This is a genomic window from Saccharopolyspora erythraea (genome assembly GCF_018141105.1).
GTDB classification, from domain to species: Bacteria; Actinomycetota; Actinomycetes; order Mycobacteriales; family Pseudonocardiaceae; genus Saccharopolyspora_D; species Saccharopolyspora_D erythraea_A.
The window spans coordinates 3,168,217-3,183,025 of sequence record NZ_CP054839.1 but is presented as its reverse complement, the minus strand read 5'-3'; the positions used below and the strand labels follow the sequence as shown (position 1 = coordinate 3,183,025).

Annotated in this window: 18 protein-coding genes; 8 read left to right on the top strand and 10 right to left on the bottom strand. The window is 67.9% G+C overall.

What is annotated here, in order from left to right:
* Nucleotides 1–3 precede the first annotated feature (3 nt).
* Entirely contained in the window at nt 4–777 is a 774-nt protein-coding gene (locus HUO13_RS14840; RefSeq protein ID WP_211901932.1) for an IclR family transcriptional regulator, read from the bottom strand.
* A gap of 71 nt (nt 778–848) precedes the next feature.
* Here HUO13_RS14840 and HUO13_RS14835 point away from each other — a divergent pair, with 71 nt between their 5' ends.
* Nucleotides 849–1,619: a 2-keto-4-pentenoate hydratase gene (locus HUO13_RS14835; protein ID WP_211901931.1), complete on the top strand. Its 771-nt coding sequence runs from the start codon at nt 849–851 to the stop codon at nt 1,617–1,619.
* Between the two features lie 206 nt (nt 1,620–1,825).
* On the opposite strand, the gene HUO13_RS14830 is transcribed toward HUO13_RS14835, so the two are convergent.
* A complete protein-coding gene (locus HUO13_RS14830) occupies nt 1,826–2,239 on the bottom strand; it encodes an SRPBCC family protein (protein WP_211901930.1) in 414 nt (137 codons plus the stop codon).
* Nucleotides 2,240–2,268: 29 nt separating this feature from the next.
* Complete coding sequence (locus HUO13_RS14825; RefSeq protein WP_211901929.1) at nt 2,269–3,279, bottom strand: aldo/keto reductase; 1,011 nt, start codon at nt 3,277–3,279, stop codon at nt 2,269–2,271.
* 149 nt (nt 3,280–3,428) lie between these two features.
* On the opposite strand from HUO13_RS14825, the gene HUO13_RS14820 reads away from it, so the two are divergent.
* Nucleotides 3,429–4,328: a LysR substrate-binding domain-containing protein gene (locus HUO13_RS14820; protein WP_211901928.1), complete on the top strand. Its 900-nt coding sequence runs from the start codon at nt 3,429–3,431 to the stop codon at nt 4,326–4,328.
* A gap of 462 nt (nt 4,329–4,790) precedes the next feature.
* Here HUO13_RS14820 and HUO13_RS14815 read toward each other — a convergent pair whose 3' ends face one another.
* A complete protein-coding gene (locus HUO13_RS14815) occupies nt 4,791–5,300 on the bottom strand; it encodes a FadR/GntR family transcriptional regulator (protein ID WP_211901927.1) in 510 nt (169 codons plus the stop codon).
* Nucleotides 5,301–5,617: 317 nt separating this feature from the next.
* Nucleotides 5,618–5,800, bottom strand: coding sequence for a hypothetical protein (locus tag HUO13_RS38345; RefSeq protein WP_432757839.1), 183 nt, complete (start codon nt 5,798–5,800; stop codon nt 5,618–5,620).
* A gap of 233 nt (nt 5,801–6,033) precedes the next feature.
* On the opposite strand from HUO13_RS38345, the gene HUO13_RS14805 reads away from it, so the two are divergent.
* From HUO13_RS14805 to HUO13_RS38080, 4 genes are all read left to right on the top strand, one after another.
* Entirely contained in the window at nt 6,034–7,344 is a 1,311-nt protein-coding gene (locus HUO13_RS14805) for an MFS transporter (RefSeq protein WP_211901926.1), read from the top strand.
* A gap of 481 nt (nt 7,345–7,825) precedes the next feature.
* Nucleotides 7,826–8,098, top strand: coding sequence for a hypothetical protein (locus HUO13_RS37420; protein ID WP_249124829.1), 273 nt, complete (start codon nt 7,826–7,828; stop codon nt 8,096–8,098).
* 157 nt (nt 8,099–8,255) lie between these two features.
* On the top strand, nt 8,256–8,474 hold the full coding sequence (locus HUO13_RS37415) for a hypothetical protein (RefSeq protein ID WP_249124828.1): 219 nt from the start codon (nt 8,256–8,258) through the stop codon (nt 8,472–8,474).
* Complete coding sequence (locus HUO13_RS38080; RefSeq protein ID WP_282976586.1) at nt 8,395–8,943, top strand: hypothetical protein; 549 nt, start codon at nt 8,395–8,397, stop codon at nt 8,941–8,943. The genes HUO13_RS37415 and HUO13_RS38080 overlap by 80 nt, the downstream gene beginning before the upstream one ends.
* 54 nt (nt 8,944–8,997) lie before the next feature.
* On the opposite strand, the gene HUO13_RS14790 is transcribed toward HUO13_RS38080, so the two are convergent.
* Both HUO13_RS14790 and HUO13_RS14785 read right to left on the bottom strand, forming a co-directional pair.
* The gene (locus HUO13_RS14790; RefSeq protein ID WP_211901925.1) at nt 8,998–9,729 is read right to left on the bottom strand and encodes an alpha/beta hydrolase; all 732 of its coding nucleotides are present in this window, start codon (nt 9,727–9,729) and stop codon (nt 8,998–9,000) included.
* Nucleotides 9,730–10,062: 333 nt separating this feature from the next.
* On the bottom strand, nt 10,063–10,896 hold the full coding sequence (locus HUO13_RS14785; RefSeq protein WP_211901924.1) for a helix-turn-helix transcriptional regulator: 834 nt from the start codon (nt 10,894–10,896) through the stop codon (nt 10,063–10,065).
* Nucleotides 10,897–11,013: 117 nt separating this feature from the next.
* Between HUO13_RS14785 and HUO13_RS14780 the strand changes: the two genes are divergently transcribed.
* Together HUO13_RS14780 and HUO13_RS14775 are read left to right on the top strand one after the other, a co-directional pair.
* The gene (locus tag HUO13_RS14780; RefSeq protein WP_211901923.1) at nt 11,014–12,078 is read left to right on the top strand and encodes an aldo/keto reductase; all 1,065 of its coding nucleotides are present in this window, start codon (nt 11,014–11,016) and stop codon (nt 12,076–12,078) included.
* 305 nt (nt 12,079–12,383) lie between these two features.
* On the top strand, nt 12,384–12,626 hold the full coding sequence (locus HUO13_RS14775) for a hypothetical protein (protein ID WP_211901922.1): 243 nt from the start codon (nt 12,384–12,386) through the stop codon (nt 12,624–12,626).
* An 88-nt stretch (nt 12,627–12,714) separates the two neighbouring features.
* Here HUO13_RS14775 and HUO13_RS14770 read toward each other — a convergent pair whose 3' ends face one another.
* The 3 genes from HUO13_RS14770 to HUO13_RS14760 form a co-directional block, all read right to left on the bottom strand.
* Complete coding sequence (locus tag HUO13_RS14770; RefSeq protein ID WP_211901921.1) at nt 12,715–13,308, bottom strand: protoglobin domain-containing protein; 594 nt, start codon at nt 13,306–13,308, stop codon at nt 12,715–12,717.
* A gap of 119 nt (nt 13,309–13,427) precedes the next feature.
* Nucleotides 13,428–13,673: a hypothetical protein gene (locus HUO13_RS14765; RefSeq protein ID WP_249124827.1), complete on the bottom strand. Its 246-nt coding sequence runs from the start codon at nt 13,671–13,673 to the stop codon at nt 13,428–13,430.
* A 28-nt stretch (nt 13,674–13,701) separates the two neighbouring features.
* Nucleotides 13,702–14,754: a DUF6282 family protein gene (locus tag HUO13_RS14760; protein ID WP_211901920.1), complete on the bottom strand. Its 1,053-nt coding sequence runs from the start codon at nt 14,752–14,754 to the stop codon at nt 13,702–13,704.
* Nucleotides 14,755–14,809: the final 55 nt, after the last annotated feature.

The window sequence follows — 14,809 nt, the reverse complement described above, 5'->3', positions numbered from 1 at the left end:
GGCTCACGAAACGCCGGGCGCCCCGAGGCGTTGCGACATCGCTTTTGCCCCCGCGAGGACGAGCTCGACGTGGCGCTGCTTCTGGGAATCGCTCCACCGCACGACAGGCACCGAGATGCTCATAGCCGCCACGCAGGCACCGAACCTGTCGTACACCGGCGCGGCGACGCAGGCCGCGTGGTCGTTGGACTCGCAGTTCTCTTCGGCCCAACCGCGCTCACGCGCCGCGTCCAGGTCGGCCAGCAGCCGCCGGCGGGTGCCGATGCTGCTCGGCGTCATCTTCTGCAGTGCCCGGTCGTCGGGGAACAGCGCGTCGAGTTCGGCTGCCGGCAGAGCGCTCAGCAGGGCCTTTCCGCCGGCGGTGCAGGATGCCGGTAGTCGACTGCCCGCCTGCGACACGAGGCGGACCGGGTGCGTGCTGTCGATGCGGACGATGAACACGACGAACGCGGCGTCGCGCACGACGACCTGGACCGTCTCGCCGCAGGCGGTCGCGACCTCAGCCGCGCACTCGCGCCCCACCGCGACGAGGTCGAGGCTGCGCTCGTACCCCGCGCCGAGCCGCAGGACCTTGATTCCGAGCGCGACGCGTCCGGTCTCCTTGGACACGGTGACGTAGCCGCGGTCGGCCAGCGTGTTGACGAGCTCGTGCGTGGTGGCCCGCGGCAGCCCGAGCCGCCGCGTGATCTCGGGAACCCGCAGCCCCTCGTCCTCGTCGACGAGCATTTCGAGGATGTCCAGGCCCCGGCGAAGGGCCGGAGCGGTCAGACGGGCCATGAGTTCCTCCAGCACCAACTAGCAGACACTGTCCAAAATATCAGACACTAGCGACACCTGAGGAGCGACCGGTGAAGACGGAGCTGATCCCGGAACTGGCCCAGCGATTGTGGCAAGCCGGTAACGGCGCGCCCCCTGCCCACCCCGGTACCGCCGATTGGCTCGATGAGCTGGAACTGGCCTACGCCGTCCAGCACGCCACCCGCGACCTGGCGATCGAAGCCGGTGATCGGGTGATCGGCTACAAGGTCGGCCTCACCTCGCAGCCTGCGCGAAATGCCTTCGGTGCCGGCGAGTCGGCGGCTGGGTATCTGCTCGCCGACCGGCTGCTCGAGGAAGGCCAGCCCCTGTCCACGGCCGGACTGTTCGAACCGAAGGTGGAGATCGAGATCGGCTTCCTCCTCGGCGAAGCGCTACCGGGCCCGAACGTGACCACCCGCGATGTCCATGACGCCACCGCCGCGGTCGCACCTGCCTTCGAGATCGTCGACAGCAGGTGGCGCGGGGGCGCGCGGACACTCCCGATGCTGGTCGCCGACAACACCAACGCGGCACACGCCGTGCTGGGATCTCACGTCGCACCACCCTGGGACCAGCCGGAGATCCCCACCACTCTGTCGATCAACAACCGGACGGTGCCGGGCAACGCAACCGCCGTCATGGGCGACCCCGCCGAGGCGGTCGCGTGGCTGGCCGGACACCTGCTGCGCAACGGAGCGCGGCTGGAAGCCGGCGACATCGTACTGAGCGGAACCTTGTGCACCCCGACGGCGATCAGCGCCGGCGATCGGCTGGTCGCCGACCTCGGCGAGCTGGGCCGGATCGCCGTCGACGTCAACTGACCATCGGCGCCTCAGCCGAGCGGTCAAGAGTCCGGGAGCAGAACGGGTCCGGGCAGATCGCAGGAGGAGTGCCGCACCGGTGGCGCATTCCCCACATCCGGCCTTCGGTGCCCGCCCGCCACAGCAGGTGGGCACCGAAGGCCCCTCGGGGTTCTCCAGCGGCGCCGCGGAGTCGCGCAGCGCCACCGAACATCCCGTACCCCTGTTCACGCGCCGAGTGTCGTCTTCAGTGCGGCCAGGCCCTTGGTGTAGATGTCGTGGAACAGGCTGGCTGCCTCTCCTTCGCTTGCCCCCGCCGGTGTGAAGGTGCCGGACCACTCCACACGGCTCTGCGCGCCGGACACCTCGTGCACGGTGAGGGTCGAGCGGTAGCCGGTGACGGGGAACGGGGCCTGGAGAATGGAGTAGCTGTACGTGCGCGCCTGCTCATCGAACGCTTCGAGGCGCTCTACGATGACGCCGCCTTCCTCATTGGTGAGGCTGCGGACGCGACCGCCCTCGCTGAGCTCGCTCGCGGGAATGTAGGGCAGCCAGTCGGGCAGGGAACCGAAGCCTCCGACGAGCTGCCAGACGCGGTCGGCGGACACGGGGACGTCGATGGTCGCGGTCGTTGTTGCCATGGTCATCTCCTGTCAGGCGAGGTGGAGGGTCAGGCGCTTGGCAGGGGGGCGTCCGGCGCGATCAGCCCTTCCGCACGCAGAGCCGTCCAGAAAGCCGCCGGGACGGTCTCGCCGAGCGCGGCGACGTCCTCGGCGATGCGGCTCGGGCGGGTGGCACCGGGTACGGCCGCGGTGACGGCGGGGTGGGCGAGGGAGAACTGCAACGCCGCCGCCTTGATGCCCACGCCGTGCTGCTCCGCGAGTGACTTGATGCGCTCCACCTTGGTGACGATCGAGGCGGGGGCCTTCTGGTACTCGAAGTGCTGTCCGCCGGCCAGCACACCGGAGCTGTACGGCCCGCCGACGACGATGTCGACATTCCGGGCCTCGGCGGCCGGCAACAGCCGCTGCAGGGCGCGCTCGTGGTCGAGCAGCGTGTAGCGGCCGGCGAGCAGGAACGCGTCCGGCTTCGGTTCCTCGAGGTCAAGCGTCATCTCCAGGGGCTCGACCCGGTTGACGCCAAGGCCCCATGCCTTGATGACGTCCTCGTCGCGCAGCCTCTGCAGAACCCGGAATGCGCCGGTGCGGGCGGACTCGTACGCGGCCAGCCACTCGTCGCCGTAGAAGTCCTGCGCGACGTCGTGCACCCACACGATGTCGAGGCGGTCCGTCCTCAACCGCTTGAGGCTGTCCTCGATGGAGCGCAGTGTGGCGTCGGCCGAGTAGTCGTTGACGATCTTGTTCGGGCGTCCGTGCTCGAAGAGTCCGCCCTTCTCGCCCAGGTCGCGGCCAGAGGGATCCTCGACCTCGTCGAGGATGACGCGGCCGACCTTCGTGCTCAGGACGAACTCGTCGCGGGGGTAGCCGGACAGCACGTCACCAAGCCGGATCTCGGACAGGCCGGCGCCGTAGAAGGGGGCGGTGTCGAAGTAGCGGACGCCCTTGTCCCAGGCCGCCTCCACGGTGGCCGCAGCCTCCTCATCGGGGATGGACCGGAACATGTTGCCCAGCGGCGCGGTGCCGAATCCCAGATGGCCGGGCAGGAAGGACTCGATGGACATAGTGCGGATCCTTGCTTCATGAGCTGTGACGGAGACTGCTTGCCGCGCGATATGCGCGCTCCGCCGGTCTGACGAGTTCGAGGCTAGGATCGACACCTTGAGACTGTCCAAGACTTACTTCGACATACTTGAGTCCTTCGAGGTCTTACATGCTTGACTTGCGACAACTCCGCTACTTCGTGTGCGTCGCCGAGACCGAACACGTCGGCCAGGCAGCCGAGCGGCTGCACATCTCCCAGTCGCCGCTCAGCCGGCAGATCGCGCAACTCGAGAAGAACCTGGGTCTTGCCCTGTTCGAGCGCGGCCAGCAAAGGATCCGGCTCACCCGCGACGGCCAGGTCTTCCTGACCGAAGCCCGTGCGCTGCTGAGGCATGCCGACCGTCTGGAGAGCCTGGGCCGTCGCCTGGGCCGTGGAGAAGAGGGCGGCCTTTGCATCGGCTACGTCGCCGACGCCATCCACACCGGCATCTTGCCCGGGGCACTGCGCGCGCTGCACGACGCACGCCCCGACGTCCACATCGCTCTGTACAACCTGTCCCCCACCGAACAGTTCGAAGGCCTCCGCCAGCGCAGCCTCGACATCGCACTCGTCCACGAACCTCCGCCCACGGACGACCCCGACCTGCTGGCGGCACCCCTGCTCCAGGACCCGTTGCTACTCGCCCTACCCGCGAGGCATCCACTCGCCGGCCAGGAGGAAATAGCTCCCAGCGACCTCGACGGTCAACCGTGGATCGCAGTCGAGAACGCCCAGGACCCCGCCTGGCGGGACGCGTTCATCGCCGCCTGCACCGCGGCAGGCTTCACACCCGACGTCCGCTTCAACGCCGCCGAACCACTGACCGCGCTCGGCCTGGTCGCCTCCGGACTCGGACTCGCGTTCATACAGAAGAGCATGGCCCGCGCGACCACCGAGGAGGTCGCGGTGCGAACGCTTCCCTGGCACGACGTGTCCGCCCAACTGTGGGCCGCATGGCATCGAGTCGATCTGCGTCCTGTCGTGACATCGTTCCGCGCCACCGTCCTGCACACGAGCAGTTCCGGGTAGCCGCCCCGCGGGGCCCCATCCCGGTCTTGGGCCAATCTTCGGGAGTGCCTGGATGTGCATGCAGACCGCGGCCGGCGGCTGGCGGACAGTTGACGCACTGCCGTGGCACAAGCCCTCGCTTCCATGCCAGCTTGACAGACGAGCAAGAGGCAGACCCGTGAACCTACTGGAGTCCGGGTACCTGGGCGGAGTGGCGAAATCAGGCCGTTACGCTTGATGGTCGCCAGGAGCGGGGTGGTGTCGATGGCGGTGATGCCGTCCAGGGGGCCGACGGTGCCGGCGAGGAAGGCGTAGAGGGCGTCGAGGTCCTCGGCGGCCATGGCGGCGACCAGGTTTGGCGGGGCCGGTGGTGGCGGCGCAGAACCGGACTTGTGGATGGGTGCTGAGGGTCCGTGCGGTCTCCTGGAGCGCGCCGGACCGTACGGCGATTCCACAGCAGGGCCTCGGTGTGCGCCTGATCGGCTATTGGCGGCCGAGGAGGTCGTCGGCGATGGTCCGGAGGTGCTCGCGCATGGCCGCCTGGGCCTGTTCGGGGTCGCGGTCGCGCAGGGCCTCGACGATCGCGGTGTGTTCGCGGTGGTAGCACTGCTGCCGCTCGGAGGTGGAGACGCGGCGTTTGAGGCCGCCCCAGATGGGCAGGGCACGCGCGGCGTTCATGACGTCGAAGATGTTCATGAGCAGGCCGTTGTGCGCGGCTTGGGCTATGGCACGGTGGAAGTCCGCGTCCGAACGCTCGAAGTCCTCGTAGTCGCCGGTCGCCTGGCCGCCGCGGTCGAGGCGGTCGGCGATGCGGTCCAGGTCGGCCTGGGTCGCGACCCGGGCGGCGAGCGCGGCCACCGGAGGTTCGACCAGGAGCCGGACCTGCATGATCTCGGCGGGGCTGGTGTCCTCCGGCGCGGGCGTGGCCGTGCCGGCCGCCGCGTCGGTGACGAAGGCTCGATGTCGTGGCGATTCGACCGGAACAGCCGCCATATCCAGTCACACGAGTTCCGCCATCGTGAAACTCGTGCTCTGCCGATGCCTTCTGTGGTGTCATCCTGGTCAATGCACACGGAGGCGGCAATGCTCCGTTGTGCCGAGCGGTAGCACAACTCCGTCACGTCACGTCAAGGCATGTAGCTGCGCGTCGCCTCGTCGAAGTCCTCCGAGGGAGCCCGGCCACGCTCCGCAGCTGGCCTGTTCGAACCGGAGGTGGAGATCGAGATCGGCTCCGTCCTAGGCGAGGCACTATCGGGCCCGAACGTGACCGCCCACGACGTCCACAACGCCACCGCCGCGGTCGCACCTGCCTACAAGAGCGTCGACAGCAGGTGGCGCGGGGGGCGCACGGACACTCCCGATGCTGATCGTGGTACCACCGTCACCCTGCTGTCGGTGTGCCCGGCGAAAGCCCGGGACACCGCATAGCCGAAGTGGCGCTCCACCCAGGTCAGGGTGGTGTGGCGCAGCCAGCGCGTGCTGATCTGCTGCATGGCCACCCACGGCAGACGCGTGCCCAGCCTCGTCCACAGATAGCTCGTTGCGGGTCCGGTCAGCGGACTGAGCGCGTTGGTGGCTTCGGCGGCGGGTGCAAAACTCCCTGAATCGCTTCCCGGGGAGGTGGCTCCACCGAGGTGGACCCACCAGTGCCGCAGACCGCTCGGAGAGCCGCACTTGCGGCCCTTCCCCTGCTTCGCGTTCGCGCGCCACCGCACGGAGGATCAGATTGAGCGTTCAGAGCAATCGCGCACGGCAGCGGACGAAGGCCGTCGTCGCGAGCTGGGTAGGCACCACGATCGAGCTCTACGACAACGCCGCCTACGGACTGGCTGCCTCGCTGATCTTCGCGCCGCTGTTCTTCCCCAGCACCGAACCGCTGGTCGGGACCATCCTGTCGCTGTCCAGCTTCGCCGTGGGTTTCGTCGCCCGTCCGCTGGGCGCGGTCGTCTTCGGGCACTTCGGTGACCGGGTGGGGCGCAAGACCACGCTCATCGTCACCCTGATCATGATGGGCACCGCAACCTGCGCCATCGGCCTGCTGCCGACCTATGACCAGGTCGGCCTCCTCGCGCCGGTCCTGCTCGTCATCTGCCGCATCCTGCAGGGCATCAGCGTGGGCGGCGAGTACGGCGGGGCGGTCCTCATGACCGTCGAGCACGCCGGGAGCCACTGGCGCAGCTTCTTCGGTTCCCTGGTCAACACCGGCACCACCGCCGGTCTCCTGCTGGCCAACCTCGCATTCCTTCCGGTGTTCTCCCTGCCCCGGGAAGACATGCTGGGCTGGGCTTGGCGCATCCCGTTCTTGATCAGCGCCGTTCTGGTGGTCGTCGGGTACTTCGTGCGCAGCGCCGTCGAGGAGAGCCCTGATTTCGCTCGTGTGAAGGAATCCGGTGGCGTGGCCTCGCGGCCAATCGAACAGCTGCTGCGCCACAATGGACACACCGTGCTCCTGCTTGCGTTCGCCATCCTGGCCGCCGGCGTGTCGTTCACGATGGCCACGGTGTACTCACTGACCTACGGTCCGACCGGTCTGGGGCTCGGCAACGACACCATGCTGGCCGTTCTGCTGCCCGCGACCGTCATAATCCTGTTGGCCATCCCGGTTTTCGGTGCACTGGCCGACCGGGTGGGTGTCCGGCGGGTCTTCCTGATCAGCGCGGCAAGTCTCGTCGTGCTGCCGTTCGCCTGGTTCGCGCTTCTCGAAACCCGCCAATACTGGCTGATGCTGCTCGGCTTCGCCCTGCTGTTCATCGGCTACTCCGCGAACTACGCGGTCGTACCGGCCTATTTCGCCCAAGCGTTCCCGCCTGCGCTGCGCTACACCGGCATGTCCATCGGCTTCACCAGCGGTCTCATCCTAGGCAACGCATTCGCGCCGACGATCGCCACCACACTCTTCAATGCCACAGGCAGTTGGTACTCCTTGGCCGTCTACATGGGAGGCACGGCACTGATCTCGCTGATCGCCGGTGCCTTCCTTCGCTACTCGGACGCCGATGCCGACGCAACCGCCGCGGTCGCGACGACCGCCCCCTGACTGATCGTCGCCCGCACATCAAACGGAAGTATGGCCAGGTTCAGCTTCGGCCTGACCATGCCCCCATCCGCCCCGTGGTGGGCTAATCTCATCACCGACGTGGATCCCGAAATCACCGCAGAACACCACCAGGTCGGACCTTCGTTCTCATCGCCCCCATGCCGCTACAACGCGGAGCCAACAGTAGAGCGCCCGCCCATGACGAACACCCGCAGCACCACATCGAGCTCACCCGCGGACCCTCCGGAATCGTGCGGAGCGCGCGGGGCGCTGGCGAGCCGGGTGCAAGTTGGCAGTCTCGCCGGATTTCTCATCGGTGCGGTGGTGGTCCTGTCGGCGAACGCCGCGCTGCTCCCGCACCAGATGCTCGCCTGGGGCTGGCGGGTACCGTTCCTGCTCGCGCTGCCCCATCGGGACGATCGGACTCTACCTGCGCAGCCGTCTCGCAGAGACCCCCGAGTTTCTCGCAGCACGCAGCCGGGTGTCCGAACAAGAAACCGACGTCACCGATCAGGGGCCACGAGCGTTCCTGCTCGTCGGCGTGTCCGTCCTGCACATCGTCGGCATCTACATGGTTTACACCTACGTGCAGAGCTACCTCATCCAGCTGCACCTGTCCGCCTTCAGCGCCACCGTGGTGATCGGCTTCGCTTTGCTTGTCGGTGTCTTCCTGGTGGCCGCGGGCGGCCGAGCCGCGGACCGGAAGAGCAGCCCCAGGATGCTCCTGGCGTCATCGGTCGTCGTGCTCTGCTGACATATCCGTTGTTCGCCGCGCTGGCGAGCGCTCCGCCTCTGTGGCAGGTGGTCTGCTGCACCGTGCTGCTGTCTGCGGGCCCGGCGTTCTACTCGGGCGTCGCGCCGATCGCCTTCGTCGAGCTCGTCCCGGTGCGCGTGCGGGGCGCGTCATCGGCGTGTCGTACAACGTCGTCGCGGCGGTGCTGGGCGGTTCGGCGGTCTTCATCTGCCAGGCGCTGGTCGAGCTCACCGGCGACAAGCGGGCACCCGCCTACCTGCTGCTGGCCGCGGCAGCAGCCAGCGCGATCGCCGCACTTGCACTCGTCCGCCGGTCCGCGGGCCACCCCAAGCCCTCCCCCTCGACCCTGCCCCTGGCTGCGGAGGCCGGTTCATGACCGCCCTTACCTTGTCCTACGCCCGCGCTCTGGTGGCTGCCGCGACGGCCCAGGCCTGGCGCACCACCGAGGACGCGGAGATCATCGCCAACCATCTCTCGACTGCGAGCGTCGTGGGCTGCCCTTCAGCGGCCTGGTCCCGCCCACTGTCCATAGTGGCGGGCGCGCCGACCGCAAGACCCTGCTGCACCCGCGGGTGGGCCGCATGCTGATGGACTGCGAGACCCTGGTCACTCCCGACCAGACACAGCAACTGCTGGTGCTCACACCCGCGGACCCCGAGACCCGCGAGCGGCTGGAGCTGCTTCGGGTGCTCGGCGAGCGCAGCCATCCGACGCGCCGGGCCCCACACCAGCGGGACCCTCGCCGACGTCAATCTGGAGACACGCCGCCCCGCCCGGCCGGTCGGGGCGGTTGTGCATATGCTGGCCACCGCTCATCGAGGAGGGCCGGGACCTGTCCTCGATGAGCGGCATCCCTGCTGACAGCTCCTATCGTCTGCCGCCGGCCTGACGGCCCGTCCTCACTTCAGGTGCCGGGCGAAGAACCGGTTCCCGTCGTCCCCCTCGAACTGCGGGACGCCGGTGTGCCCGCCCATATTGGCGTGCAGCGTCTTCTCCTTCGAGCCGAAGGCGTCGAACAGGTCCAAGGCCAGCTGCCGGTCGTTTCCTTCGTCGTCCCACTGCAGCAGGACCTGCAGCGGAATGGTGACCTCCCGAGCCTCCTCGAACATGGTGCGGGGCACGAAACTCCCGGCGAACAGAAGGGCGGCCGAGATGCGCGGCTCGACCACCGCCAGCCGGATGCCGATGGCGATCACCCCTCCCGCGTACCCGACCGGGCCGCCGATCTCGGGCAGCGACAGGAGAGCGTCCAGGGCGGCCCGCCATTCCGGGACCGCCTTGTCGACCAGCGGGAGGACGAGCCGGTCGACGACCTCGTCGTCGACCGGCTCGCCGGCCTCCAGCGCCCGGTGCAGGTCGGCGCGGGCCTCCTCGGCGGCGGCGGAACGGGGCCGGTCACCGCTCCCGGGCAGCTCGATGGTGGCCGCGGCGAAGCCCTCCGCCGCGCAGTGCCGGGCCCGGGCCACCAGTCGGGGGTACATCTTGTGCAGTCCGCCGGGGTGGCCGAGCAGGATCAGCGGGGCCGGTGCGGATGCGGATCCGGGCCTCCACAAGACGCCGGGGATCTCGCCGAGGGTGAATTCGCGCTCGAGGACATCGTCGTCGAGGCGCTGTTCGGAAGTGAATCGCATGGTCGTGCCTTTCGGGAGTGCTCGTCAACGGCGCTCCCGGACGACCTATCGTCCGACCGTGACCCCGGAGGGGAGCACCCATGTCGATACGTTCACGGGTACCACCTCCTCGGTCTCTCGCACGGCCGCCGGAAAGCTAGCAGTGGTCGCCGTGGTCCGCCAACAGGTTTTTGCGGAGGCTCCCGGGCCCCGCCGCGAAGGCGGTCACGCTCAGCCGGCAAGATCCAACGGACTCACAGCCGCTCGCTTGACAAGTGCAGAGAAGCCACCGCCACCATCTCGGCACACGTCGGAACGACGGTTCGACTCAGTGCACGAACGGGCGGTTCGACATCACCGTCCGGACAACCGGTCCAATGCCGACTGGCTCTCATCGTCCGCGGCGCGGTAGATCACCAACAGCTGGTCCGGATCTTGCAGCGGCGTGAGCGTTTCGAAATGCACTGCGATCGACCCGACGTCAGGGTGCCGCATCACCTTGCGCCCACGGCCGTTGACCTTGACGTCCCGCCCGGCCCACAATCGCGCGAATTCCTCGTCGCCGTTGATGAATTCGGCGATGAGGTCGGTCAACACCTGATCCTCCGGATGCGCGGCCCACGCAGCCCGCAGGTGGGCGATCGCCTCCCGCACGACGCGTTCGCGGTCGACGTAGAAATCACGCATCTTCGGATACATGAGGCAGAGCCATATCGCATTGCGCTGCGACGGCGGCAGGGTGTCGAAATCCATCAGCAGCCTCGCCATTCCGCCGTTCCAGGCCAGGATGTCGTAGCGGTGGTTCATCACCATGGCCGGCAGTGGCGACAGGTCGGCGACCAGCCGGCCCAGCGGCGGCGCTGCAGTGGTGGCCGGCTTGTCGGCGTTGCGGGGGCGCAGCTGGGCCAGGTCGAAGAGATAGGCGCGTTCGTCGCGGCCCAGGCGCAGCGCCCGGGCGAGCCCCTCCACCACCTCCGCTGAGGGCCGCAGCCCACGGGCCTGCTCCAACCGCACGATGTAGTCGATGCTGACCCCGGCCAGTTCGGCGACCTCTTCGCGGCGCAGTCCCGGGGTCCGCCGGGCCTGCCGACGCGCCGGCAGGTCGAAGTCCTCCGGGTCCAGCCGCTCGCGTCGGGTCCGCAAAAACGCGGCCAGCTCCTGGGTCGTGTCCACGGTGCGGGTCGTCATGCCCGATCCAACAGCCAGGGTAGGACTGGTGTTCCCAGGCACTCCTTTCCCTTACCCCCGGCTCGCTGTGATCCCAGTCTTGTTCTCGACACCGGATCACAAGCACAGGAGAACACCATGTCGCTCACCCTCGACACCTACCGCCTGCTGGGCCGCTCCGGGCTGCGCGTCTCACCGCTGGCGCTGGGCACGGCGACCTTCGGCATCGAGTGGGGCTGGGGCGCTGAGAAGGACGATGCGCGCAAGCTGTTCGACCTCTACGTCGAGCGCGGCGGCAACTTCATCGACACCGCCAGCACCTACACCAATGGCAGCTCCGAGCGCATGCTGGGCGAATTCGCCCGCGACAACCGCGATAGCCTGGTGCTGGCGACGAAGTACACGACGCTGCGCCGGCCCGGCGATCCGAATTCCGGTGGCTCTCACCGCAAGAGCCTGTTCGCGTCGGTGGAAGCCAGTCTGCGACAGTTGAACACGGACTACATCGATCTGCTCTACCTGCACGTGTGGGACTTCACGACGCCGGTCGCGGAGATCCTGCGCGGCATGGACGATCTGGTCCGGCAGGGCAAGGTCTTGTACGTGGCGATGTCCAACGCCCCGGCCTGGGAGATCTCGCGCATGCAGGCGATCGCCGACCTGCGCGGCTGGTCGCCGCTGGTCGGGCTGCAGATCGAATACAACCTCATCAACCGGGCCGCGGAACGTGATCTGATCCCCATGGCACGGGCGTTGGGACTGGGTGTGACCCCGTATTCACCGCTGGCCGGCGGGGTACTCACCGGCAAGTACAGCCGCGACGACCTGACCGCGGCGAACGCCGGATCCGGGGAAAGCATCCGCAAGAGCTTCAACGCCGGCCTGGGCATGGTCACCGAGCGCAACCTCGCGATAGCCGATGTCGTGCAGGAGGTCGCCACGGAGCTGGGCCGCACATCCGCCCAGGTCGGGCTGGCCTGGACTCTGCAGAACCCGGGCGTGACGGCACCGATCATCGGCGCCCGCACCCTCGAGCAGCTCGAGGTCAACCTGGCTGCCCTGGAGGTCGACTTCACCGCCGCCCAGGTGGCCCGTTTGGACGAGGCCAGCGCGATCGAACTCGGCTACCCGCACGACCTGCTCGCCAGTGACCACATCCGTACTGTGACCAATGGCGACCTGAAGATCGAAACCCGCAGCTGATACCCGACCGAGCGCCGAGGGCAGCACTACCCCTGGACGCGCATGGCGAGGTACTTGGTGAGCACCGTGGCGAATGGTTCGGGGACACGCGAACGGGTCACCGAGCCGCAGGAGCACTTGGTTGCGGACCACACCGGTCGACGCAGGAACCCACCGGCAGGAGAGCAGCACTCACTACGGCCACACGGCGATCGCCGCAGCGGAAACCCGAGACGTTCTCGCGCTTCGTCGAGCTTGGCGCCGCGTTTCCCAAGGGTTATCGGAACGAGCCCGTTCCTCTAGAGGGCCTGCTCATACTGATCACCGTGATCGACGAGTTGCAACGCGAGTACGCGGAAACGCGAGACCTCCTCGGCGCCCTCCAGCAGCGCGTGGTCCGCCTCGAGGTCGGTTCAGAATGGAGCAGTTCGTTGCAGCGACTTGTCCGCGAACTGGCCGATCAACTCGAACACGCCGTGGACCAAATGCAACAGCCCCCGGCGGACCAGGTGGAAGAGCACGACGAGGAGCCGATGCGCTTCGGTGCAAGACCAGCACGGCTTCGGTAGAGCGACCCAGATCGGTGGCGTGTCGATCAACACGGCGCCCGCAAGGCAGGTGTGGCAACTACCGAGGCGTCCCACTGTCGCCGCACCGCTACCAGGCGTCCTCGAGCGTGTAAGGCCGGCTCCACAGCGCCACTTCCAGGGTGACCGCTTTGAACCACGCCTGGAACATGCGCTCGACATCGGCCTGGTCGTGCCCCTTCTGCGACAGGAAGGGGCGGATCGTGGCCGTGACCGGGTAGACGAACGCGATGATGTGGCGCAACGGGACCTGGTCCACCGCGTTGACGTGGTCGGTCTGGTCCTTCTTCGACCGGGTGTGGCGAAGTGCGATCTCGTGCTGGTAGTCGAGCCACGCCTGGTCGTAGGGCCGCTGGCAGGTGTCGAGGATCCACTGCTCGAACCGCGGTCGGACCCGCTCCAGGTAGTTCGAGTCGGGTTCACCGCCCGGCGGCGAGAAGTAGGCGAGCAGGTGCGGATGCGCGGCGACGTAGTCGTACCACGTGCTGACCACGTCACCGACCTGTTCGGCGAGGACGTCGCCGGCCATGCGCAGCGCCTGGTCGTCGTCGGCCGTCCACAGCAGGGTCTCCTTGAGTTGGTCCAGCTCGGCCATCGTGACCGGTGACCTCGCAACCTGCGTCTCGCCGTAGGTGTACCCGGGGATAGCGCCCGCTGTACTCATGGGAACTCCTGTGGTCGACGTCGCGCGGACACCATGGGCATACCCCGCAGGTGCGGCGCTTCCACGTGAACACTCGTTCGGCGTCAGCCGCCCCGAGGGTCTGCTGACCTCCGTCGGCGTCAGCCGACGCGCCGCGAGGTCGTCGGGCGAGTCGTCCACCGGGCCGCCGCGGGCGCATGGGAGTTCGTGCTCGACCAGCTGCACGCTGAATTGACGCAGATGATCAGCCACGCGCAGGTCGTGAGCGCGGCGAAGGCGATGGCGAACAGGCCCAGGTCGAAATCGCCGAACACCATGTGCACCAGGACCACCAGTTGGAGGAGTCCTGCCAGCGCGAAGATCACGGTGGCAACAGCTCGGTGCAAACGGTCACTGAGGTCCAGCGTGTTCCGGTCACCTCCGGGATCGTGCGGCATCATCATGACCGCCAAGTGGCTCGGGTGAAACCTCGTGCCGGGCGCTCGGAATCTCGTGCCAGTCGTGGCCGGTGTACGAGCACGGGTCCTCGACCAGCGACCGGGCCCAGGCCAGGTCGGCTTGGGACGGGCCGGCGTCGTTGGCGTACTCGACCAGGTCGAGGGGGTTCCGCGTGATCATGCGCGTGACATCGGCCTCGGCTACTCCCTTCTCGAACACGGTTTGCGCGAAGATGCGCAAGGCTTCCGCCGGCAACGGGTTGTGGCGCTGGCCGGTGTCGGAGACCAGCAGGCATCTCGACGCCCCGATCCGCTGGATGCTGTATGCGATCTTCTCGGGGATGGCGTAGTGCCAGGCCGGTGAGACGGTGCAGTAGCCGAACTCCGGCATCGCCCCGAGGCGCGCGATCTCCTCCAGCGTGTCGAGGTCGAGGTTGGGCACCTTGAAGTAGGGGTGGGTGACGACGATCTTCTCCACCCCGACGTCACGGGCCTCTCGGACCAGCGCGACGATCTCACGCGGTGCGAGGTGGCAGGTGCCGAGGATGGCGCCGTAGGAGGCGACCAGTTCGAGCACCTCTTTGATCTCGGGCTTGAGCTTGCCGTCGGAATCGGCGATCCAGATGCCCTCCGCTTGGCTGCGTCCACCGGCTTGGGAGTCGTAACCGCCGGTGCCGCCGTGCATCTGGGCGTGGTAGCCCGCGTCGACCGTCGGCATCCACACTTCCTTGCCACCGAGCCGCAGAGCCGCTTCGACCGCGGCCGCGTTGATGCCGCCGACGTAGTAGTTGGGCACGATCCCGCCGTACACCCGGATGTTCGGGATGACTCGCTGCACCAGGTAAGCGCGGGACACGGTGCTCTCGTGGTGGCACTTGAGAACGATGGCCTTCATGCCGGCGTCCCGGGCCGCGCGGACGATGTCGAAGTCGTCGGCCAGGCGCGGGAACAGGTCCGGGTACGGATGGCAATGCAGGTCGACGGCCCCGGCAAGATCGATCAGAGGGCCGTTGTAAGTTCGGGTGTTCACGGGATCTTCCCTTTCTGATCAGGAGTCACTGCCATCGGCTGTGACGATTTGTGCA

Coding starts and splice junctions, on each gene's coding strand:
- HUO13_RS14840 (WP_211901932.1), bottom strand. CDS start 777: ATGGCCCGTCTGACCGCTCCGGCCCTTCGCCGGGGCCTGGACATCCTC.
- HUO13_RS14830 (WP_211901930.1), bottom strand. CDS start 2,239: ATGGCAACAACGACCGCGACCATCGACGTCCCCGTGTCCGCCGACCGC.
- HUO13_RS14825 (WP_211901929.1), bottom strand. CDS start 3,279: ATGTCCATCGAGTCCTTCCTGCCCGGCCATCTGGGATTCGGCACCGCG.
- HUO13_RS14820 (WP_211901928.1), top strand. CDS start 3,429: ATGCTTGACTTGCGACAACTCCGCTACTTCGTGTGCGTCGCCGAGACC.
- HUO13_RS14815 (WP_211901927.1), bottom strand. CDS start 5,300: ATGGCGGCTGTTCCGGTCGAATCGCCACGACATCGAGCCTTCGTCACC.
- HUO13_RS38345 (WP_432757839.1), bottom strand. CDS start 5,800: ATGCAGCAGATCAGCACGCGCTGGCTGCGCCACACCACCCTGACCTGG.
- HUO13_RS14790 (WP_211901925.1), bottom strand. CDS start 9,729: ATGCGATTCACTTCCGAACAGCGCCTCGACGACGATGTCCTCGAGCGC.
- HUO13_RS14785 (WP_211901924.1), bottom strand. CDS start 10,896: ATGACGACCCGCACCGTGGACACGACCCAGGAGCTGGCCGCGTTTTTG.
- HUO13_RS14780 (WP_211901923.1), top strand. CDS start 11,014: ATGTCGCTCACCCTCGACACCTACCGCCTGCTGGGCCGCTCCGGGCTG.
- HUO13_RS14770 (WP_211901921.1), bottom strand. CDS start 13,308: ATGAGTACAGCGGGCGCTATCCCCGGGTACACCTACGGCGAGACGCAG.